The 21,244-nt window shown below is 67.3% G+C and carries 19 protein-coding genes and 1 pseudogene; 11 read left to right on the forward strand and 9 right to left on the reverse strand.

Annotated elements, in window-relative coordinates; translation table 11 throughout:
• The first annotated feature begins 62 nt into the window (after positions 1-62).
• From IAI54_RS02880 to IAI54_RS02900, 5 genes are all read left to right on the forward strand, one after another.
• A complete protein-coding gene (locus IAI54_RS02880) occupies positions 63-1,037 on the forward strand; it encodes an ABC transporter permease (protein ID WP_187970926.1) in 975 nt (324 codons plus the stop codon).
• Positions 1,038-1,065: 28 nt separating this feature from the next.
• Positions 1,066-2,091, forward strand: a complete 1,026-nt coding sequence (locus IAI54_RS02885; RefSeq protein ID WP_187970927.1) for a sugar ABC transporter substrate-binding protein — start codon at positions 1,066-1,068, stop codon at positions 2,089-2,091.
• Positions 2,092-2,164: 73 nt separating this feature from the next.
• Positions 2,165-4,288 (forward strand): ABC transporter permease, encoded by a 2,124-nt coding sequence (locus IAI54_RS02890; protein ID WP_187970928.1) that lies wholly within the window; start codon positions 2,165-2,167, stop codon positions 4,286-4,288.
• A complete protein-coding gene (locus IAI54_RS02895) occupies positions 4,285-5,379 on the forward strand; it encodes an SMP-30/gluconolactonase/LRE family protein (RefSeq protein WP_187970929.1) in 1,095 nt (364 codons plus the stop codon). Before IAI54_RS02890 ends, IAI54_RS02895 begins: the two co-directional genes overlap by 4 nt.
• A 1-nt stretch (position 5,380) precedes the next feature.
• Complete coding sequence (locus IAI54_RS02900) at positions 5,381-6,877, forward strand: sugar ABC transporter ATP-binding protein (RefSeq protein WP_187970930.1); 1,497 nt, start codon at positions 5,381-5,383, stop codon at positions 6,875-6,877.
• Positions 6,878-7,831: 954 nt separating this feature from the next.
• Here IAI54_RS02900 and IAI54_RS28790 read toward each other — a convergent pair.
• From IAI54_RS28790 to IAI54_RS02915, 4 genes and pseudogenes are all read right to left on the reverse strand, one after another.
• Positions 7,832-8,038: a type II toxin-antitoxin system HicB family antitoxin gene (locus IAI54_RS28790; RefSeq protein ID WP_210321201.1), complete on the reverse strand. Its 207-nt coding sequence runs from the start codon at positions 8,036-8,038 to the stop codon at positions 7,832-7,834.
• A 108-nt stretch (positions 8,039-8,146) separates the two neighbouring features.
• Positions 8,147-8,242: pseudogene (locus IAI54_RS28880) on the reverse strand (type II toxin-antitoxin system HicA family toxin); the annotation flags it as partial.
• A gap of 6 nt (positions 8,243-8,248) precedes the next feature.
• A complete protein-coding gene (locus tag IAI54_RS02910; RefSeq protein ID WP_187970932.1) occupies positions 8,249-12,061 on the reverse strand; it encodes a vitamin B12-dependent ribonucleotide reductase in 3,813 nt (1,270 codons plus the stop codon).
• Positions 12,062-12,682: 621 nt separating this feature from the next.
• Positions 12,683-13,483 (reverse strand): enoyl-CoA hydratase-related protein, encoded by an 801-nt coding sequence (locus IAI54_RS02915; protein ID WP_187970933.1) that lies wholly within the window; start codon positions 13,481-13,483, stop codon positions 12,683-12,685.
• A gap of 133 nt (positions 13,484-13,616) precedes the next feature.
• Between IAI54_RS02915 and cysE the strand changes: the two genes are divergently transcribed.
• Together cysE and IAI54_RS02925 are read left to right on the forward strand one after the other, a co-directional pair.
• Positions 13,617-14,438, forward strand: coding sequence for a serine O-acetyltransferase (gene cysE, locus IAI54_RS02920; RefSeq protein WP_187970934.1), 822 nt, complete (start codon positions 13,617-13,619; stop codon positions 14,436-14,438).
• 150 nt (positions 14,439-14,588) lie between these two features.
• Positions 14,589-14,795, forward strand: a complete 207-nt coding sequence (locus IAI54_RS02925; RefSeq protein ID WP_187970935.1) for a DUF3126 family protein — start codon at positions 14,589-14,591, stop codon at positions 14,793-14,795.
• An 18-nt stretch (positions 14,796-14,813) separates the two neighbouring features.
• On the opposite strand, the gene IAI54_RS02930 is transcribed toward IAI54_RS02925, so the two are convergent.
• Entirely contained in the window at positions 14,814-15,548 is a 735-nt protein-coding gene (locus IAI54_RS02930; RefSeq protein WP_187970936.1) for a hypothetical protein, read from the reverse strand.
• A gap of 143 nt (positions 15,549-15,691) precedes the next feature.
• Here IAI54_RS02930 and IAI54_RS02935 point away from each other — a divergent pair, with 143 nt between their 5' ends.
• Together IAI54_RS02935 and IAI54_RS02940 are read left to right on the forward strand one after the other, a co-directional pair.
• On the forward strand, positions 15,692-15,991 hold the full coding sequence (locus tag IAI54_RS02935; RefSeq protein WP_187970937.1) for a DUF6949 family protein: 300 nt from the start codon (positions 15,692-15,694) through the stop codon (positions 15,989-15,991).
• 28 nt (positions 15,992-16,019) lie between these two features.
• A complete protein-coding gene (locus IAI54_RS02940) occupies positions 16,020-16,547 on the forward strand; it encodes a gamma carbonic anhydrase family protein (protein WP_187970938.1) in 528 nt (175 codons plus the stop codon).
• 131 nt (positions 16,548-16,678) lie between these two features.
• On the opposite strand, the gene IAI54_RS02945 is transcribed toward IAI54_RS02940, so the two are convergent.
• The 3 genes from IAI54_RS02945 to IAI54_RS02955 all read right to left on the reverse strand — a co-directional run bounded on the left by IAI54_RS02945 (position 16,679) and on the right by IAI54_RS02955 (position 18,962).
• Positions 16,679-17,254: a transglutaminase-like cysteine peptidase gene (locus tag IAI54_RS02945; RefSeq protein WP_187972991.1), complete on the reverse strand. Its 576-nt coding sequence runs from the start codon at positions 17,252-17,254 to the stop codon at positions 16,679-16,681.
• 281 nt (positions 17,255-17,535) lie between these two features.
• Entirely contained in the window at positions 17,536-18,153 is a 618-nt protein-coding gene (locus IAI54_RS02950; protein ID WP_187970939.1) for a PilZ domain-containing protein, read from the reverse strand.
• Between the two features lie 185 nt (positions 18,154-18,338).
• A complete protein-coding gene (locus IAI54_RS02955; RefSeq protein ID WP_187970940.1) occupies positions 18,339-18,962 on the reverse strand; it encodes a PAS domain-containing protein in 624 nt (207 codons plus the stop codon).
• A 414-nt stretch (positions 18,963-19,376) separates the two neighbouring features.
• Between IAI54_RS02955 and IAI54_RS02960 the strand changes: the two genes are divergently transcribed.
• Positions 19,377-20,075, forward strand: coding sequence for a rhomboid family intramembrane serine protease (locus tag IAI54_RS02960; RefSeq protein WP_187972992.1), 699 nt, complete (start codon positions 19,377-19,379; stop codon positions 20,073-20,075).
• A gap of 93 nt (positions 20,076-20,168) precedes the next feature.
• Positions 20,169-20,600 (forward strand): CBS domain-containing protein, encoded by a 432-nt coding sequence (locus IAI54_RS02965; RefSeq protein ID WP_187970941.1) that lies wholly within the window; start codon positions 20,169-20,171, stop codon positions 20,598-20,600.
• A gap of 290 nt (positions 20,601-20,890) precedes the next feature.
• Here the strand turns inward: IAI54_RS02965 and IAI54_RS02970 are convergent, their stop codons facing one another.
• On the reverse strand, positions 20,891-21,220 hold the full coding sequence (locus IAI54_RS02970; protein ID WP_187970942.1) for a DUF6455 family protein: 330 nt from the start codon (positions 21,218-21,220) through the stop codon (positions 20,891-20,893).
• Positions 21,221-21,244: the final 24 nt, after the last annotated feature.

The following is a 21,244-nucleotide window of genomic DNA, read 5'->3' on the forward strand; positions in this document are numbered from 1 at the left end:
CCCGTTGCAGATGAACAGTATTCATTAAGCGCTGCCGCAGAACGGCGCACCCGGAGGAACCGATGGCCATATTGATGGGCATTTCCCAGGAGCGGATCGTCGTCGCCATTGCGGCGGGGCTTTTCGTCCTGTTCTCGATCGTGCTGCCGGGATTCCTGGACGCCGGCAATCTCCTGTCGCTGATCCAGAACGTCTCGATCCTCGGCATTCTCGGTGTGGGCATGGCGATCGCCATCATTGGCCGCGGCATCGACCTGTCGATCCTCTCGACCATGCCGGTCTCGGTCGCCTGGTTGCTCAACCTCGTGAACGGCGGCTTCCCGATCTGGCTCGCCTTCCTCTGCGCGCTCGCCTTCGTGGTGGCCGTCGGCATCGTCAACGGCGTGCTCATCGCCTATGTCGAGATTCCGGCGATCTTCGCCACGCTGGCCATGGGCATCGTCGTCTACGGGTTCGGCAAGTCGCTGCTGGTGCCGATCGAGGCCGTCTACGTCACCGGCGGCGAGTCCTGGTTCTATTCGATCGGCAGCGGCCGCGTGCTCGGCGTGCCGACGCCCGTCATCGTCTTCGCGCTGGTGGCGGCGGCGGCCTGGCTCTTCCTGCGCTATCTGAAGCCGGGGCGATTCATCTACGGCATGGGCGACAACCCCGCCGCCGCGCGCATCACGGGACTGCCGGTCAGGCCCATGATCGTCCTGCAATACGTGCTCACCTCGATCATCGCGCTGGTGGCCGGCATCGTCATGGCGACCGCGCTCGCCGGCATCAACACGCGGCTCGCGCTCTCGACCATGGTCTACGACGTGATCCTGGTCGTGGTGCTCGGCGGCATCGGCCTGTCGGGCGGCAAGGGCGGCATCCGCAACGTCGTCGTCGGCACCATCCTGATCGGCATCCTGCTCAACGGAATGACGATCATGAACCTGACCTACACGATCCAGAGCATCCTGAAGAGCGTGATCCTGCTGCTCGCGATCGTGGTCGATACGCTTCTCAATCCCCGTGACGAGCAGACCGCTCAGCACGGCGACATCTGAACCGTCGTTTCAAGTGGAGGAAAATGACATGCGTGGACTGAAGCTTCTCAAGGCGCTCGCCGCCGGGGGCGCCCTTCTGGCGTCCGTCGGCGCGGCGATGTCGGAACCCTACGACGACGGCCAGTCGAAGACCTACTACGAGAGCATGAAGGGCAAGAAGGTGGCCTTCGTGCCGCTCTCCATGGGCTTCGACCTGACCGAGGGATGGAACGCCGGCCTGCAGAACCAGGCGAAGGCGCTCGGCTACACCGTCGACGTGCGCGATCCCAACTGGAACGTCGAGGCCGGCGTGCAGGCCGCCAACGGCTTCATCGCCGACGAGCCGGACGTGCTGATCCTGCATCCGCTCGACCAGCAGGCCTACAACCGCATCGTGCCCAAGGCCATGAGCGCCGGGATCAACGTCATCCAGGTCAACCTGAAGTCCGTCACCAACGGCGATGCCTATGTCGGCGCCGACTGGTACGACCTCGGGCTCAAGCAGGCGGAGGCGATCGTCAAGGCCTGCGGCGAGGGCTCCGGCAAGAACGGCAAGATCGCCATCGTCACCGGTCAGGCCGCCACGCCCACCATCGTCATCGGCAACCAGGCCTTCGAAGACGTCTTCGCAGAGCACCCCGAGATCCAGGTCGTTGCCCGGCAGTCGGCCGACTTCGACCCCGCCAAGGCGCAGGCCATCACCTCGACCGTGCTCAAGCAGAACCCCGACCTCTGCGGCATCCTCGGCGTCTGGGACGGGCAGGACACCGGCACGGCGGCGGCCATCCGCGAAGCCAACATGCAGGACCAGATCTATTTCGTCTCGTCCGGCGGCGGCTCGAAGTCGGCGGCCTGCGACAACATCGAGAACGGCAGCTTCGACGCCTATGTGAGCTACGACGTGCCCGGCCAGGCGCGCGACCTCAACGCGGCGGTGAAGATCCTGCTGCAGACCGCGCCCGAGCCGGGCAGCGCACCCTTCGCGCTCTACACCCCGCTCAAGATCCTGACCAAGGACAACCTCACGCCCTCGTCCTGCTGGACGCTCGAGGACATGAAGGCCTTCGGCGGCTGACGCCGTTGCGGGGCGGGAGCGGCGCACCGCGCGCCGCTCCTCGATCCCGGTGCTCTTTCGGAGAATGACTGAGATGGCGGTTTCGGAAACCTGGACACGCTGGCGATACCGCTGGGTGCCGGACAAGTTCGTGGGCGAGATCCTGTCCAAGAACTGGATCGACACGCTGATTCCGGTCGTCATCCTGGCCGCCGTCTTCACCTTCTTCAGCCTGGCGATGTCGGGCTTCCTGCGCGGCTCCAATCTCTCCGACATCGCCCAGATCTACGGCGAATACCTGATCATCATCGTCGGCATCACCTTCGTGATGATGGCCGGCGGCATCGATCTCACCGTCGGCTCGGTCTTTGCCCTCTGCAACCTCGCCGCGCTGCTCTTCATCAACACGATGGAGATCAACCTGGCGGTCGGCATCCCGGCGATCATGCTGCTCGGCGGCCTGATCGGCCTCGTGAACGGCCTGCTGATCGGCTATCTCGGCATGCGCGCCTTCCTGACGACGCTGGTGATGCTGATCATCGTGCGCGCGGTCGTCGACCAGGGCCTGCTCGACTACGGCCAGACCATCGCCCGCGGTTTCAATCCCTCGGCGGCCTGGGAGTTCATGGCCATCGGCAAGCTGTTCGGCATTCCGTCGAGCCTCGTCGTGGCGGCCGTCATCGCCCTCGTCGGCCACGTCGTTCTGACGCGGATGCGCTTCGGCTGGCACGTCATGGCCGTCGGCGGCTCGCGCCGCTCGGCCTACAATGCCGGCATCCGGGTCAAGCGCACCATCTGCGCGACCTACGTCCTGTCGGGGGCGCTCACCGGGCTCGCCGCGACCTTCTACGCCGCGCGGCTGTCGAGTGCCGGCACCGACGTCGGCAAGGGGCTCGAGGTCACCATGCTGACGGCGGCCGTGCTCGGCGGCATCAGCCTCGGCGGCGGGCGCGGCTCCATCGTCAAGGCCATGCTCGGCGCCCTGATCATCCTGCTCGTCCAGAACAGCCTGATCCGCATGGGGCTGACCAGCGGCACGAGTTCGCTCGTGCTCGGCCTGATCCTGCTCGCCGCCGTCGCCATCGACGTGCGCTGGGTCAAGAACCGGCACAAGGTGCTCGCCCGCGCCTACGTCTCGCCGACCTATTTCCGCCTGCCGCCGCTGCCCGAGACCGCCGCGGGTTCGGGCTCGCCCTACGCGCTGAACGACAAGCTGCGCGGCGTCGAGGCGATCGGCCTCGGCGAGCTCGACGGGCCGGAGGACGTCATCTTCGATCGCGACGACAACCTCTATTGCGGCAGCCGCCACGGCGACATCATCCGCTTCTTCGCGCCCGACCACAAACGCTGGGAGATCTTCGCCCATATCGGCGGCCATCCGCTGGGCATGGCCTTCGACGCCGATGGCAATCTGCATTCCTGCGTCGGCGGCATGGGCCTGTTCAAGATCTCGCCGGCCGGCGAGGTGACGAAGCTCTCCGACGAAACCAACCGCAGCCTGCTCTCGATCGTCGACGACAGCCGCCTTCGCCTCGCCGACGACCTCGACATCGCGCCCGACGGCAAGGTCTATTTCTCCGAGGCGACGGTCCGCTACGAGATGTACGACTGGATGGTCGACGCGCTCGAGGGCCGCGGCAACGGCCGCATCATCTGCTACGACCCGGCGACCGGCGCCTCCCGCACCGTGCTGCCCAATCTGCAGCTGCCCAACGGCATCTGCGTGGAGAAGACCGGCCAGTCGCTGCTCTTTGCCGAGACCTGGGGCTGCCGCATCACGCGCTGGTACTTCGACGGTCCGAAGAAGGGGACGCGCGAGATCGTCATCGACAACCTGCCCGGCTATCCCGACAACATCAACCGTGCCTCCGACGGCACCTACTGGTGCGCGCTCTGCGGCATGCGCTCGCCGGTCTTCGACCTCGCGCTGCGGATGCCCGATTTCCGCCGCCGCATGGTGCAGAAGGTCGGACGCGACGACTGGCTCTACCCCAACATGAACACCGGCTGCGTCATCAAGTTCGATTCCGCCGGCACCATCCTCGACGTGCTGTGGGACCTCGGCGGCGAGGCCCATCCGATGATCACCTCGATCCGCGAGCACAAGGGCTGGCTGTATCTGGGCGGTATCTACAACAACCGCGTCGGCAAGTACCGCATCCCCGGCGCCGACCCGACCTGGACCTCGAACGACGACTACTGGGGAGGCCGGACGTGATCGGCGCCTTGAAGCGGAGATGGGACGCCTTTCGCGGCAGCGGCGAAGCCGCCGTCACGATCCCGTCGATGGACGGCGCGCTGCGCCCCAACCGCCTGATCGAGGAGGCGGAACTCGTCGCGGCGGTCGAGGCGCCGGACGACCTCGCCCATGACGGCAGCTCGCCGCTCGTCTCCACCGGCCGCCGGATCTGCCGCATCACGCCGGCCGGGCTGGAAACGCTCGCCGAGTTCGGCTCGGCCGTCACCGCCCTCGCCGCCGCGCCGTCCGGACGCATCGCGGCAGCACTCGCCGAGGGGCTGATCGTCGTGCTCGATCCCGACGGGACGCGCCGCACCGTGGCGCGGCTGGGCGACGGCCCGGCGACCTGCGTGACCGCCCTGTGCATCGCCGGCGACGACACGCTGTTCGTGGCACAGGGGTCCGTCCGCCGAGCTGCCGCCGACTGGAAGCGGGACCTGATGGAGCGCCGCAGCGATGGCGCGGTCTGGCGGACCATGCCCGACGGCAGCGGGCAGGAACGGATCGCCGCAGCACTGGCCTGGCCGCTCGGCATTGCCGCCGGGACCGGCGACCGGCTGATCGTGTCCGAAAGCTGGCGCCATCGCCTCGTCGCGCTGTCCGGCGGTCGGGCGCCCGAGCCGGTGCTGGCCGACCTGCCGGGCTATCCCGCCCGCATCCACCCCGACCCCGCCGGCGGCTGGTGGCTCGCGCTGTTTTCGCCGCGCAACCAGATCATCGAGTTCATCCAGCGCGAACCGGCCTTCCTGGGGCGCATGATGGAGGAGGTGGACGAGGCCTACTGGGCCGCGCCGTCGCTGAAACCCTCCGCCACCTTCCTCGAGCCCCTGCAGGGGGGCGCCCAGAAGCATCTCGGCATGCTGAAGCCTTGGGCCCCGACCCGATCCTACGGCCTCGTCGTGCATCTGGACGGCCGGCTGCGGCCGACGCGCTCGTTCCACAGCCGGGCCGACGGGACGCGCCACGGCATCATGACGGTCCTGCCGGTGGGCGATGCCGTGTTCGCGGCAGCCAAGGGCGGGGACGCCGTCGTGGCCCTCGACCGCGGCGATGCGGCAAGGAGAGCCTGACATGCAGCCTCTGATCGAAATGCGCGGCGTGACCAAGGAGTATCGCGGCGTGCCGGCCGTGACCAAGGTCGATTTCGTGCTCCAGAAGGGCGAGATCCACGCGCTGCTGGGCGAGAACGGCGCCGGCAAGTCGACGCTGACCAAGATGATCTGCGGCGTCACCCGGCCGACGAGCGGCGAGATGCTGCTCGACGGGAAGCCCTTTTCCTTCGCCACGCCCGCCGAAGCGCTCGACGCCGGCGTCGCGATGGTGTTCCAGGAGACGAGCCTGGTGCCGTCCATGACGGTGGCGCAGAACCTCTATCTCGGTGACGAGAGCCTGTTCAACCGCATCCGCGGCCTGAACATCGCGGCCCAGACCTTCCTGCAGTCGCTGAACTTCAACGTGAACCCGACCGCGCTCGTCTCCTCGCTCGGCGCCGCCCACAAGCAGATGGTCGAGATCGCGCGCGCGGTGCGCAAGAAGGTACAGGTCATCATCTTCGACGAGCCGACGGCGGCGCTGACGCCGGAGGAGAAGCACCATTTCTTCGCGCTCGTGAAGCGTCTGAAGGCGAGCGGCGTCGCGATCATCTTCATCAGTCATGCGCTGGAGGAGGCGCTGGCGATCGCCGACCGCATCACCGTGCTGCGCGACGGCGAACGGGTGGTGAGCGACGCGGCGTCGAATTTCGACCGCGACGCGATCGTGCGCGCCATGGTCGGCCGCTCGCTGTCGGGGGAGATCTACCGCCACCAGTCGAGCCAGCCGGCGCGCAGCGTCGGCGAGAAGGTGCTGTCGGTGCAGAACGTGTCGATGGGCGCGCTCGTGCGCAACACCTCCTTCTCGGTCTATGCCGGCCAGATCACCGGCATGTTCGGGCTGATCGGCTCGGGCCGCACCGAGATCGCCAAGATCGTGGCGGGCGTGGTCAAGCGCAACTTCTTCAACGGGGGCGAAATCCGGCTCAACGACCGCGCCGTGCGCTACCGGGTGCCGCGCCAGGCGGTGCGAGACGGCATCGTCTACGTGACCGAGGACCGCAAGGTCGAAGGCTTCTTCGAGACGATGACCATTCCGGAGAACCTCTACATGGGCGCGCTGGCCGCCGGCGTCGCGCCGGGCATGGTCGTCGACATGAACCGGATGCGCGCGATGGCGCAGGAATGGACCGCGGCGCTGAACGTCAGGGCCATCGACCCCGGCGCGCGGGTGATCGAACTCTCCGGCGGCAACCAGCAGAAGGTCGTGATCGCAAAGTCGCTGGTGCAGACGCCGAAGATCATCATCTTCGACGAACCGACGCGCGGCGTCGACGTCGGCGCCATCGCCGAGATCCACGCCTTCATCAACCGGCTGGCCGACGAGGGTCTGGCCGTGGTCGTCATCTCCTCCTACCTGCCCGAGATCTTGAACGTCTCGGACCGCATCCTGGTCTGCCGCTCCGGCCGCGTCGTGGAGGAGTTCGCTCCGGGCGAAGCGACCGAAGAGAAGATCATGTACGCGGCGGTGCACTGAGCGGGGTGCGGACGGCTCGGCGCGCTGCGGGTCGCCGCCCGCGGTACTCCGGCCGGGGATGGAGCTACCGCCTTCAGCGCGCGTCCCGGCCTCCGTCCGCGTTCGCAGTTTCCCCGTTGTCATCCTCAACCGACGGGAGCGCGCCTCCCTCGGCGTCGTCATCCTCGGGCGAAGCAGGCCGAAGGCCGTCGCGCAGACCCGAGGATCCATGCCTCGACGGAGCGGGATGCGCGGGGAGGCGGCCGTCCTGCGTCGGATCGCGGATGCGCAGCGCGAGGCATGGATCCCGGATACGTCGTCCTGCGCTTCGCTCGGACGCCGTTCCGGGATGACGAAGGGAAGGGGGCGGCCTGGCGCAGCGCTGGCGGGCCTGGGCGCGTTCTTCTCGGGAAAGGGGCGCGCGGGCGCAGCGCCCGATCGCACCGGCGAACCGTCTGTGCGGCCTTCCGCCTCGCCCGCCCGTTCGGCCGGAGCGCGCGCCGCCCTCCGCGTCGTCATCCTCGGGCGGAGCAGGCCGAAGGCCGTCGCGGAGACCCGAGGATCCATGCCTCGGCGGGGGGCGGCGGTCGCGACGCTGGCTGCGCGCGGGTCGTCCTGCGCTGGATCGCGTGTGCGAAGGGCGAGGCATGGATCCCGGATACGGCGTACCGATACCAGCGGTCTTTTCGATTGACCCACGGCGCTGCCCCTCATCCGCCTGCCGGCACCTTCTCCCCGCAAGCGGGGAGAAGGGGGCACGGCCGCGACATCGGCACCAGGTAGGCGACCTTTGCGACTGGCGAAGCCGTCGGTGACGGCGTTCTTCTCCCCGTGTTACGGGGAGAAGGTGCCGGCAGGCGGATGAGGGGCGGCGTGAGGGTCGAAGGTAAAGGCCAGTAGTATGAGCTGCGCTCGGACGCCGTTCCGGGATGACGAAGGGGGGGTGGCGCGGTGGTGCAGCGCTGGCGGGCCGCCCTACGCCTCGATGTAGGCGGCGCGGCTCACCGAGGGCGGGACGGGAAGGCCGTCTTCGCGAAGCCCCTCGATGTGAAACCGGATCGCATCGCGAATCTCCCGCTCGATGTCTTCCACGGTGGCTGCGGTGGCGATGCAGCCCGGCAGATCCGGGACGTAGGCGGAGTAGTTGCTGCCCGCCTGTTCGATGACGACCGCATAGCGCATGTCAGTGCTCCTTGGGCCCCGCCTGTTTCGGGATGCTGTTGAGCGTTCCCGGCGAACCTCGTCAGACGCCTTGCCGGCCACTGTGACGCGGCCGGCCCTCCTGTCATGCTTATACTGGCGATGACTGCCGCGCGTCGCAACGTGTCGCCACCCATCGGCTTCGATCAGCCGAACGATGTCGCGGACGGTGTAGCGCGGCGGCACTCCCCCTCAGCTGCACCCGCTCGTCGCACCGCACGTGTCGCACTTTTCGCACGTCCCGTTCCGCACCATCGTGAAGTTCTGGCACTCCGAGCACATGTTGCCGGTGTAGCCTTGCATGACGGCGCGGGCGCGGCGTTCGTTGGCCAGCGCCTTGGCGTCGGCGGCTTCCCTGGCGGCCGTGTCGGTGAAGAGGCTCTCGCCGATCTCGGTCGCCGCATTGGCGGCTTCCTCGAAGGCGGCGGCTTCTTCCAGTTCGCGGGCGCGCTCCTCGTAGTCGCGGCGGAAGGCGGTGGCTTCCTCGCGCAGTTCGGAGGTGGCGGGCTTCAGCGCGGTCACGGTGGCCGCCGTCGAGATCGCCCGCACGTTGGAGCCGAAGGCGGTCGGTGCGGCGCGCGAGGGCTGGCCGCGGTCCAAGCCCGCCTGGCCCTTCGGGTCGCCGCCGCCCGCCACCACCTTTAGCGGCGAGGCGCCCCGCGTCAGGCCCTTGGAGAAGGGGCTCGACTTGCCTTCCGAGATGCCCTTGCCGAGCGCGGTGTTGGAGAAGTCCGACATGTCGACATGGGCGAGGTCGTGGCGCGACAGATAGGAGACGGCGAGCTCGCGGAACACGTAGTCGAGGATCGACGTGGCGTTCTTGATGGCGTCGTTGCCGATGACCATGCCGGCCGGCTCGAACTTGGTGAAGGTGAAGGCCTCGACATATTCCTCGAGCGGCACGCCGTACTGCAGGCCGAGCGAAATCGCGATGGCGAAATTGTTCATCATCGCGCGGAAGGCGGCGCCCTCCTTGTGCATGTCGATGAAGATCTCGCCGAGCCGCCCGTCGTCGAACTCGCCGGTGCGCAGATAGACCTTGTGGCCGCCGACGACCGCCTTCTGGGTGTAGCCCTTGCGGCGGTTCGGCAGCTTCTCGCGCTCGCGCACCACGCGCTCGACGATGCGCTCCACGATCTTCTCGGTGACGGCGACAGCGCGGGCCGCCGCGGGGGCGGCCGCCAGCTCTTCCACCGCCTCGTCCTCGTCGTCCTCGTCGGCAATCAGCGAGGCGTTCAGCGGCTGCGACAGCTTGGAGCCGTCGCGGTAGAGCGCGTTGGCCTTCAGCGCCAGCTTCCAGGACAGCATGTAGGCCGACTTGCAGTCCTCGACGGTCGCCTCGTTGGGCATGTTGATCGTCTTGGAAATGGCGCCCGAGATGAAGGGCTGGGCGGCCGCCATCATGCGGATGTGGCTGTCGACCGACAGATAGCGCTTGCCGATCTTGCCGCAGGGATTGGCGCAGTCGAACACGGCCAGATGCTCGGCCTTGAGGAAGGGCGCGCCTTCCAGCGTCATGGCGCCGCAGATGTGGACGTTGGCCGCCTCGATTTCCTTCTTCGAGAAGCCGAGCGCCGGCAGGATCTCGAACGACATGTCGTTGAGCTGCTCGTCGGTGAAGCCCATCGTCTGCTTCAGCCAGTCGGCGCCGAGCGTCCACTGGTTGAAGACGAACTTGATGTCGAAGGCGCTCTTCAGGGCCGCGTTGACGGCGGCGATCTTCTCGTCGGTGAAGCCCTTGGCCCGGAGCGTCGACGGGTTGACGCCCGGCGCCTGGTTCAGGTTGCCGTGGCCGACGGCATAGGCCTCGATCTCGGCGATCTGGCTCTCGGAATAGCCGAGCGTGCGCAAGGCCTCCGGAACGGCGCGGTTGATGATCTTAAAATAGCCGCCGCCGGCGAGCTTCTTGAACTTCACCAGCGCGAAGTCGGGCTCGATGCCGGTGGTGTCGCAGTCCATCACGAGGCCGATCGTGCCGGTGGGCGCGATGACGGTGGCCTGCGCGTTGCGGTAGCCGTGCTCCTCGCCGAGCTCGATGGCACGGTCCCAGGCGGCGCGGGCGCGCGTCACGAGATCCTTCTGCGGCACGTGCTCGGCCACCAGCGGCACCGGGCTGACGGCCAGCTGCTCGTAGCCGTCCTTCTCGCCATAGGCGGCGCGGCGATGGTTGCGCATGACCCGCAGCATGTTGGCCGCGTTGCGGTCGTAGTCGCGGAAGGCGCCGAGCTGGCCGGCCATCTCGGCCGAGGTGGCGTAGGCCACGCCCGTCATCAGCGCGGTCAGCGCCGCGCAGATGCCGCGGCCCTCGTCGGAATCATAGGGGATGCCGGAGGTCATCAGGAGGCCGCCGATGTTGGCGTAGCCGAGGCCGAGCGTGCGGTACTCGTAGGACAGCCGCGCGATCTCCTTGGACGGGAACTGCGCCATCATGACCGAGATCTCGAGCACGACGGTCCACAGCCGCACGGTGTGCTCGTAGGCCGCGACGTCGATGCTGCCGTCGCGGTTGCGATAGGTGAGCAGGTTGATCGAGGCGAGGTTGCAGGCCGTGTCGTCGAGGAACATGTATTCCGAGCACGGGTTCGACGCCCGGATCGGGCCGGCGGCCGCGCAGGTGTGCCAGTCGTTCATGGTGGTGTTGAAGTGCAGGCCGGGATCGGCCGACGCCCAGGCGGCGTAGCCGATCTTCTCCCAGAGATCCCGCGCCTTCAGCGTCTTCATCACCTTGCCGTCCTTGCGGGCGGTCAGGTTCCAGCTGCCGTCGGCCTCGACGGCCCGCAGGAAGTCGTCCTTGAGCGAGACGGAATTGTTGGAGTTCTGGCCGGAGACCGTGAGATAGGCCTCCGAATCCCAGTCGGTGTCGTAGGTCTTGAACTCGATGGCGGTGTAGCCCTGGCGGGCGAACTGGATGACGCGCTGGATGTAGTTTTCCGGCACGGAATTCTTCTTGGCGGCCTTGATCTCGCGCTTCAGCGCCGGGTTCTTCGCCGGGTCGAAGCAGTCTTCATTGTCTGCCTCGCAGTTGACGCAGGCCTTCATGACGGCCGCCATGTGCTGCTTGACGATCCTGGAGCCGGTGACGAGCGAGGCGACCTTCTGCTCCTCCTTCACCTTCCAGTCGATGTATTCCTCGATGTCGGGATGGTCGATGTCGACGACGACCATCTTGGCGGCGCGCCGCGTCGTGCCGCCCGACTTGATGGCGCCCGCCGCGCGGTCGCCGATCTTGAGGAAGGACATCAGGCCCGACGACTTGCCGCCGCCCGACAGCTTTTCGCCCTCGCCGCGCAGGAAGGAGAAGTTGGAGCCGGTGCCGGAGCCGTACTTGAACAGGCGCGCCTCGCGCACCCACAGGTCCATGATGCCGCCCTCGTTGACGAGGTCGTCCTGGACGCCCTGGATGAAGCAGGCATGCGGCTGCGGATGCTCGTAGGCCGACTTCGACTTGGTCATCTTGCCGGTGAAGGGATCCACGTAATAGTGGCCCTGGCCAGGCCCGTCGATGCCGTAGGCCCAGTGCAGGCCGGTGTTGAACCACTGCGGCGAGTTCGGCGCGACGCGCTGTGTGGCCAGCATGTAGGCGAGCTCGTCGCGGAAGGCGCGCGCGTCCTCCTCGCCGTCGAAATAGCCGCCCTTCCAGCCCCAGTAGGCCCAGGTGCCGGCCAGCCGGTCGAAGACCTGGCGCGCATCGGTCTCCGAACCGTAGCGCTCGCTCTCGGGCAGCGCCGCCAGCGCCGCCTCGTCGGGCACGGAGCGCCACAGGAAGGAGGGGACGTCGTTCTCCTCGATCTTCTTCAGCCGCGCGGGCACGCCGGCCTTGCGGAAATATTTCTGCGCCAGAACGTCGGTGGCCACCTGGGAGAACTGCGCCGGAACGTCGATGTCGGCCAGACGGAAGACCACGGACCCGTCCGGATTCCTGATCTCGCTCAGGGCCTTGCGGAATTCGATCTCCGCATAGGGGCTGGCATTCTCGCTCTTGGTGAACCGACGTTCGATCCGCATGCTGTGTCCCTTCGACATCTATATATAGCGTCTTTCGTCCAGGCTTCCCATAGCCCGGCAAAGACGCGTGGTCCGCCATCCGGCAATCCCGATCGGGACCGCCGGCTCTCCTTCCGCACGCTGTCGCCTGAACGCCACGACCGGCGCCTCCTTCAGGCGCCGTCCGGCTTCGGACGAACCCTTGCGGGTTCCGCTCTCACTTGGTCGACACGACTCGGTGGGGTGATGTCATCGACCGTATCTAGCGTCAGGGTGCGGCGCAAACACTAAATATAGTGTTAACAGAAGATTTAGCCGACCCTGCAAATTCTCCGCACGTCTCCTCGCAAGCCGATCACGCCACTCGCCCCCGCGGTCCTCGAAAACCGCGGGCGCACCCCAGAAACGCAGGATTATCTGGAAAATCAGACCGATCGAAACGCGCCGGCCGTACCCTCAACACGGGTACGCGGACCATAAAATGCGACTCGTACCGGAGCGTCAAGGCCTCGTTTCGTGACGGAGCGATGACGCTAGATATTGTGTGCAAGCATGTGGATAGCGGGGACGGAACCACGCGTCGGCGATGGCTCGGCGCGCCGCGCCGCAGGCGGCTGCGGCCTGGCGCGTCAAGCCGGCTTTTCAGGCCCCGCGGAAGCGCGGCGCGCGCCGCCCGGCGAAGGCTGCACGGCCTTCGGCGTAGTCGCCGCTGTCGAAGGTGGCGTCGCCGAGCCCGCGTGCACGCTCCGCATCCGCGGGATCGCGGCTTTCGACGGCGGCGATCGAGGCCTTCGAGGCGCGGACCGAGAGCGGTGCGTTCGCGGCGATCGCGCCGGCGATTTCCGCGACGCGGGCGTCGAGGGCAGGGCGGTCGGCGACGGTTTCCAGCAGGATGCCGCCCTCGCTGGCCTCGTCGGCCGTGAGGCGGGCGGCCGTGAAGGCGAGATACATCGCCGTCTGCGCGCCGCAGGCGCGGACGATGTCCTGCATGGCGTCCTGCGGATAGGCGAGGCCGAGGCGGGCGGCCGGAACGGAAAAGCGCGCGTCGCGCGTGGCGAGCCTGAGGTCGCAGGCCGCCGCGATGCCGAAGCCGCCGCCGAAGCAGATGCCCGCGATGGCCGCGATCGTCGGCACGCCGGCCTCGCGAATGGCCCGGAACGCAGCCGAATTCGCTGCCTCGTAGGCCCGTGCGGTCTCGGCCGCGCCGCGAAGGTCGCCGAACTCGCCAATGTCGGCGCCGGCGCAGAAGTCGGCCCCTGCACCGGACAGCACGATGACGCGCGTTGCCGGATCGGCCGCCTCGCGCGAAAAGACGGCTGCCAGGGTCTGCCACATCGACAGGGAGAGGGCGTTCTTCTTGTCGGCGCGGTCGATGGTGACGCCGACGATGCCGTCATCGGATCTGGCGACGCGGATGCGCGGATCGGGTTCGACTTGAATCACGCCGGTTTCAATCCAATTGAAGAGTGTGTTGAGGAATTCGCGGTTCTATCGGACGCGGTTCTGGCCTATGTTGAGCGACCCGGCAAGGGCGCGAGACCAGAGAGCGCCCGGGGCGCGTCAAGGGAGCGACAGCATGAGCACACGCAGCAACGCGCGGTCGAGCGAGATCCGCCCCGTCGATCCGATCTGGCTGACCGTCCGCCAGGAGGCGGAGGAAGCGGTGGCCCGCGATCCGCTGATGGCGGCCTTCATCTACTCGACGATCCTCAACCAGGAGACGCTGGAGGAGGCCGTCATCCATCGCGTCTCCGAACGGCTCGGCCACAGCGACATCACCGCCGACCTGATCGCCCAGACCTTCAAGACGATGGTGAAGGCAGACCCGTCGTTCAGCGCGACGGTTCGGGTCGACATCCAGGCCTATTTCGACCGCGACCCGGCCTGCGACCGCTTCATCATGCCGGTGCTCTACTTCAAGGGCTTCCACGCCATCCAGACGCATCGCCTTGCCCACTGGTTGTGGAGCGAGGGACGGCGCGACTTCGCTCTCTGGTTGCAGAGTCGATCCTCTGCGGTGTTCCAGACCGACATCAATCCGGCATCGCGCATCGGCAAGGGCATCTTCCTCGACCATGCGACGGGTCTCGTCGTCGGCGCCACGGCCGTCATCGGCGACAACGTCTCCATACTGCAGGGCGTCACGCTCGGCGGGACGGGAAAGGAGACCGGTGACCGCCACCCCAAGATCCGCGACGGCGTGCTGATCGGGGCCGGCGCCAAGATTCTCGGCAACATCGAGATCGGCCATTGCAGCAAGATCGCAGCCGGCTCGGTGGTGCTGGCGGCGGTGCCGCACAACAAGACGGTGGCGGGCGTGCCGGCGCGGATCGTCGGCGAGGCCGGCTGCGCCGAGCCGTCGCGCGCCATGGACCAGCTGATCGGCAGCAGCGACTGACGCGGCCGTCGCGCCCGGGGATGCCGGAACGGAGCGACTGCCTGCGGGGTTTACAGGCCGGCGGCGGGCATGCCAGAAGCCTGCGCACATGGGCACGCAGGGCGCGTGCCCGGGCAGGCGCATCACGCACACCGACCGGGAGAAGTCGATTTGAAAGCCGATGAAATCAGGAAGCTGGACGCCTACTTCAAGCGCGTCTTCCAGAATCCCGCGCTCACCGTGAAGGCGCGTCCGCGCAAGAACGATTCGTGCGAGCTCTACATCGGCGATGAGTTCCTCGGCATCATCTTCAAGGACGACGAGGACGGCGAACTGTCCTACAACTTCTCGATGGCGATCCTCGACGTCGATCTCTGACGGCCGGCGCCGGCGGGGTCAGCCCCCGGCCGGCGTCTTCAGCGCCTTGCGCGCATAGGCGAGCATGGATTCGTCCAGCCGCTTCCATTCCCCCAGAAGACGCGACGGAAAGCGGTAGACGAGCACGAGCCTGTCGCCGACGGCGACGTCGCGCTCGCAGTCGGCGAGCGATTCGGCTGCGACCGCACCCGTCAGGCAGCGCGCCACGAAGCGGCCACCCGCTTGTGCGGGGCCGACCGCGAGGCTCTCGTCCAGATAGCCCGACTGCGGCTTGAAACCGTACAACGTCACGCCGGCCGGACCCGGCGTGCCTTCAGACTCGATCAGCGAGGCGTAGATCGGATCGAAGCGGCCGCTCATGTCGCGCGACATGATCTGCTGCTCGAAGGAGACGAACAGGATGTTGCGCGATCCGCCGGCATGGTTGAAGTCGTCGCGCGCGGCGGCGCTGTAGCCGTCGAGGTCCGGCCACCGCAGATAGAGACGCAGCGACGAGGCGACGCCGTCGCGGCGGTCGTCCTCGAACCGGATGGCGTTGGCCGGCACGACGAGAACGTTGTTGCCGATGACGATCTCATGCGGCGTCGCGTCTTCGGTGTGACCGGCGAGGGCGATCGAACGGCCGAGCCACTTGCCGCCGACGCTGATCAGGGCCGAAGCCAGCGCCAGGAGCGCGAAGGCGACGAAGACCTTCACCATCAGCCGGTCGTCGATCCACCGCGTCCCCGCGCCTCGTCCCGCCGTTGCCTGCATCGTCCCGCCAGAACTCCCTGGGCCGTCACCGTCCCGTCATGGCACGGGAAAACCGGCATGTTTTTTGCGCCGACCGGTGACGACCTTCGTCTGCCATGGTAAACGGGCGGTAAATGATGACCGGTGTGTGGATCGTATCTTTCGTGTTCTTGAGCGGGCTCGTCGCCGGCGGCATCCTCGGCGTGCTGCTGGAGATGTGGAGCGGGCGCCGCCTCGCCTTCGCCGAGCCCTTCGTGACGATGCGCCGGCCGCTCCGCTCGCTGCTCATGACGGCCTTCACCGGCCCCTTCATGCTCTTCAACGAGGCCCTCGAGGCCTTTCGGGCGCGACGCGTCGGCTGGACCACCGTCGGAAGCAGCGCCGCGCTGTCGATGACCTGGGCCTTTCTGACGGGCATCGTGGTCGTCGATCTGGCCTTCTTCATCGGCGGCCTGTTTTCCTGATCCGGCGAAGAGGCGAGGAGACCCCAGCATGCCCATCTACGCGCTCAACGGCGTGGCGCCGCAGTTCGACGATCCCGCGACGAACTGGATCGCGCCGGACGCGACGCTGATCGGCCGGCTGCGGATCGGCCGCGACGTCGGCATCTGGTTCGGCGCGGTGCTGCGCGGCGACAACGAGCCGATCGAGATCGGCGAGGGATCGAACGTGCAGGAGCACACCGTCATGCACACCGACGTCGGCTTCCCGCTGACGATCGGCAAAGGATGCACGATCGGCCACCGCGCCATGCTGCACGGCTGCACCATCGGCGACAACAGCCTGATCGGGATGGGCGCGATCGTGCTCAACGGCGCCCGGATCCGCGAGAATTCGCTCGTAGGCGCCGGCGCGCTGGTGACCGAGGGCAAGGAATTTCCGCCGAATTCGCTGATCGTCGGCTCGCCGGCCAAGGCCATCCGCCAGCTCGACGACAAGGCGATCGAACTCCTGCGCTGGTCGGCCGGGCACTATGTCGAGAACGGTCGCCGCTTCGCGAAGGGGCTGACGCCCGCCTGAACCCGCCGGTCCCGGATCGGGACGGGCTCCCCCGAAAAAAGGAGGAGCCGGCCCGGGGACAGGGGCCGGCTCCGTGTGCCCGGTCGTTGGGGACGGGGGGTGGGGACTCGACCGGGAACCTCTAGAAAACTCTATCTGACGCTGCCGACGGCGACGTTGCGGTCGTCGCCGATCGAGACCCAGATGCTCGCGTCGCGGTTCGACTGCCGCTTGAGGTAGCGATACTCGGTATCCGTCCAGGCCAGCACGCGGGGCTCGAGATTATCGAGGATGAAGTCGCCGAGGCTCGTCTCGACGGTGAGGACGGCGTGGCCGTCCCCGTTCGTCTGACGGACCACCGTGATCAGCAGGTTGGACGCGGGGACGCCGATCTCCATGAGCCGGCGGCGTTTCTCGAGGACATAGTCCTCGCAGTCGCCGACGTCGGTCGGATAGGACCAGTACTCCTCGCGGCCCCACATCTCGTAGTCGGTCCGCGGCGCGACCGACGTGTTGACGTCATGGTTGACCGCCACGATCCGGTCCCAGAGCTTTCGCGTCAGCTCGACGGGCCGGCTGCTGCGTGCGCGGTCGGCGCATTCCGCCGGCAGGCGCTTGCAGAATTCGTAGTGGCCGACCGGCTGCGTCGTCCGTCCGCCCGTCGGCATCCCCATACCGGACGCATGGCCGGTGATCGGCAGGATGGCGAGCAGCAAGCCCGCCGACATCAACGCGACCACCCTGTCCCGAAACCCCATCTCCGTGTCTCCCCGTTTGGAAGCACAATGACAGGTACGGATTTACTTCAGGCAAAATTGCTGCTGGAGATTTAAGTAAAACGCGTGATCGATCAAATTCAAACAAGAATAAAATGCAAGATGCATTTAGCTAAATATCGAATCGAAGGCGACCCACCGGTTGCCCTTCGCCGCGACCGGCCGGACGCAGCGCGAAGGTCCCGTGACGTCACGGGACCGCGCCGGATGACAGGCGGGATGGATGGCGCAGGCTAGCGGTCGTCGTCGCTGAATTCGGCCTCGAGCGCATCGACGCGCTGGACGGCGGCGAACTCGACGGCGACGCCGTCCTCGAAATGGCGGACGACGCGGCCGCGCATGGTGCCGAGCGTGACGGGCGTCCCGAGCGCCGGACGCACGTCGATCTCCACGGCGGCGCCGGAGAGCGACAGGTCCACGATGCGGCACTGGTACTGCCGGCCGTCGGCGAGCTGCAGGACGCTGATCGGGTTGCGTGGCGAGACGCGGTCGTGGCGGCGGTCTTCCGGCAGGTCCAGCTCGTGCTTGTTGGCGAGCCAGGTGAGCTGGGCCGCGAGCTTGTCCTTCTTGCGCTCCGACGCGACGATGGTCATGGCGAAACCGTCGGCGGAAATGCGCGTGACGACACCTTCGATGCGGCCGATGTGATCGATGTAGGCGATGACCTTCTCGCCGAGCTCGCCGACGCGGTCGGCGCGCAGCAGCGCATTGCCCGGGGACATGTCGATGACCTGGCAGGGATGCTCGGTGCGGTCCTCGAGCATGAAGCGGCCATAGATCTTGACGCGCACGCGCTGGAAGTAACGCCTCTCGGCCCTGGACGGCATGGCATCTGTCGCCGCTGACGTCATCTCTGTCCCTGTTCTACCCATGATCCGATCGGATGGCCGCAAAGGGCTTTCACCAATATGACCGGGATGGGTTAACAGTCGGTAATTCGCGGTTGTACCGCAGCAAGTTCTCAACAATGCTCAAGCAATGTCTAAACTAGTCGCCGGGCCGGCAGGCGGGAACCCGGTTGCGGCACCGGGATCCGTCAGCGGTTCCGCCCTCCCTCGATCACCACGAGGTGACGGAAGCGCCGTGCCGGTGCCCCTGCGAGCGCGGACTGTCCGGGAGCCAGGGGAGGGGCATCGACCTGCATCATGCCCGCGCCCGGGCGTGGCTCGCGGTCGGGATCGACGGACCGCACGCGCTCGATCGTGCATTCGACGATCGGCTCGGCGCCCAGCCAGTAGGGTTTCTCGGCCGGGCAGATCGAGCCCATGGCGCGCGTGTTCTCGGCTCCGCCCTCCAGCGGCAGCAGCAGCAGTTCGAGGTCGAGCGGACGCCCCCCGGCGGTCGTGCCGAGGAGGGTGGTCACGGTCACTGACTTGTCGATGAGGGTTCCGAGAGCCAGCCGCGCGGCCCTCGGCTGGTCGTCGTGGGTCCACAGCGAGGTGAAGGCGAAGCCCTTCAGCTCGCGCCCGAACGTCGCGCACAGACGCGTCCCTGCGAGCCGGAACACCGCGTCGCCGCGCAGGTCTCGCTCGAGGATGAACGTGTCGGCCAGCATCGACTTGATGTCTGCCGGTTCGATCTCGGTGCGCCTCGGCGCCGGGCGACCATCGCGCAGCCTGTCCCAATACTGGAACAGCTCCGCCGTACCCTTCTGTCTCATCTGTCCCCACTCATGCATCTTCACGTGGACCTGTTTCAACCACGCACAACGGGGTGACATCCGCCATGCTTCATGGAGGAGGGAGCAGGTTGCATGCCAGCCAAATTAACCATTGTGCACGGTGCGTCGCCGTTAAGGTTAACGAAAGGTTGAGATTGCGCTCCGGCCGCCGGCGTGGGAAGAGCGGGAACTCCGAAGCCGTTGGCTTCACAGCGAATTCGGTCGCGCGAGCGATCACCTTCGATCGAGTGGGGACTCGACCGGCCGCCCGGGACCAGCTTCCGGGCGGCGTTTTTTTTAACCTTTCGGCCATCCGGGAGTTCCAGCGGCGGGCCTGCGCCGCCATATAGGTCCCCCGACAGTCCGGAGTCTCCGACCTTGCCAGCAGACCCCTTGCACGACACCGACCGCGACATGCGCGGTGGCCCCTTCACGCGACCGCCGCGGCACGAGCCAGCCTTCAACATTCCCGGCGTCGTGCTCGCCTTCATCGCGCTCTGCGTCGGCATCCACCTCGTGCGGGAGTGGCTGCTGACGCCTGCCATGGACTTCGAAGTGATCCTGGCGGGCGCCTTCATCCCCGTCCGCTATTCGGGGCAGTACCTCCTCGATCTGCCGGCCTTCACCAGTCCGCTCACCTATTCGCTGCTGCATGGCGGCCTGGCGCACCTGGCCGTGAACATGATCTGGCTCGCCGCCTTCGGATCACCGCTCGCGACGCGGATCGGCGCCGTCCGCTTCGTCCTGTTCTGGTGCGCGACGACGCTCGCCGCCGTGGCCCTGCACTACGTCCTGCACATGGACAGCAACGTCCCCCTGGTCGGCGCCTCGGGCGCGATCTCGGGAATGATGGGCGCCGCGGCCCGATTCGGCTTCCGCAGCAGCCGCGCGGCCGGGCGCGCGGCCTTCGAGGGCCGGCTGCTCACCATTCCCGAGGCGCTGTCCTCGCGAACGGTCGTGACCTTCCTGGCGATCTGGTTCGTGATCAACCTGGCGACCGGGCTGGCGAGCGGCATTCCCGGCGTCGACGGTGCGATCGCGTGGGAGGCGCATGTCGGCGGCTTCCTCGCCGGGTTCCTCGCGGTGCGCCCCTTCGACCGGCGCCGCGCCTGACGGCCGAGCCTTGCAAAGGCGGCAAACTCCGCGCACCATGACCGTCCGGCAGCGATGCCGCCGGACGGGAGGCTGCATTTCGAGGAGGACGCAATGCTGGTCAAGAACATCCTTGCCGAGAAGGGATCCGGCGTCGAGACGATGACGCCTGACCGCACGCTCGCCGAGGCGGTGCAGTTGCTGGCCAGGCGCCGCATCGGCGCGGTCGTGCTGACGGGGACGGACGGCCGGATCGCCGGCATCCTCTCGGAACGCGATATCGTCCGCATCCTGGCGGGCGAGGGCCCCGGCGTCCTGGAAAAGCCGATCTCGGCGGCGATGACCGCCAGGGTGCAGGTCTGCCACGAGGACAACTCGATCAACGACGTGATGGAAATCATGACCGCCGGCCGCTTCCGGCACCTGCCCGTCGAGCGCGACGGCGTGCTGGTCGGCATCATCTCGATCGGCGACGTGGTGAAGAAGCGCATCGAGCAGGTCGAGCACGAGGCGCAGGAAATCCGCAACTACATCGCCACGGCCTGAAAAAAAAAAAAAAAGAGGGCCGGCCGCCAGGGAGGGAGGAGGCGGGCCGGCCCAGCTACAGGGGCACTGTAGTCTCATGACGCGGGCGGACGGGTCGTTGCGTCCGCCGCCGCGGATTCACTTTCGTGTCGACGTGTCGGGCCGATCCGTTCCGTTCCTTTCGCGGACGTGCCGCCGTCGCGCTCGCCGAGCACATCGCGATCGTTCGGATTTGCTCCGCCCGCCTCCGTTCCTCGTATCCGCGCATGCCTTCCGCCCGATACCGGGCGCCCCCTTTCGGGAGACGGGCTTCAGGCCTCGGCCGCGAACTCGAACAGATCCTTGTTGCGGCAGTAATCCGGAGCGTGCTGCGGGGCCTCGTTCTCTTCCAGCCAGGATCTGCACTCGCCGGCATGACCGCAGGTCAGGCAGCGAAGCGCGGCGCCGCGCATCACCGACGGAGCGGCGGGCATCTCGGCGATGGCCTCGCGGACATCCAGCTTGCGCATCATGCTTTCCATCAGATCGGCCTTCGCCGCCATCCGTTCCACGAACCCCATGCTGCCCACGTCGATTCTCCCGCTCCGGTCTGCAGGATCAGGATCGGCGCGCGGCCGGCGGGCCGCCTTGATCTGGATCAAGCGGCGGAAAGCCTTGCCTCCGCA

This window comes from Aquibium microcysteis (assembly GCF_014495845.1).
In the GTDB taxonomy this organism is placed as follows: Bacteria; Pseudomonadota; Alphaproteobacteria; order Rhizobiales; family Rhizobiaceae; genus Aquibium; species Aquibium microcysteis.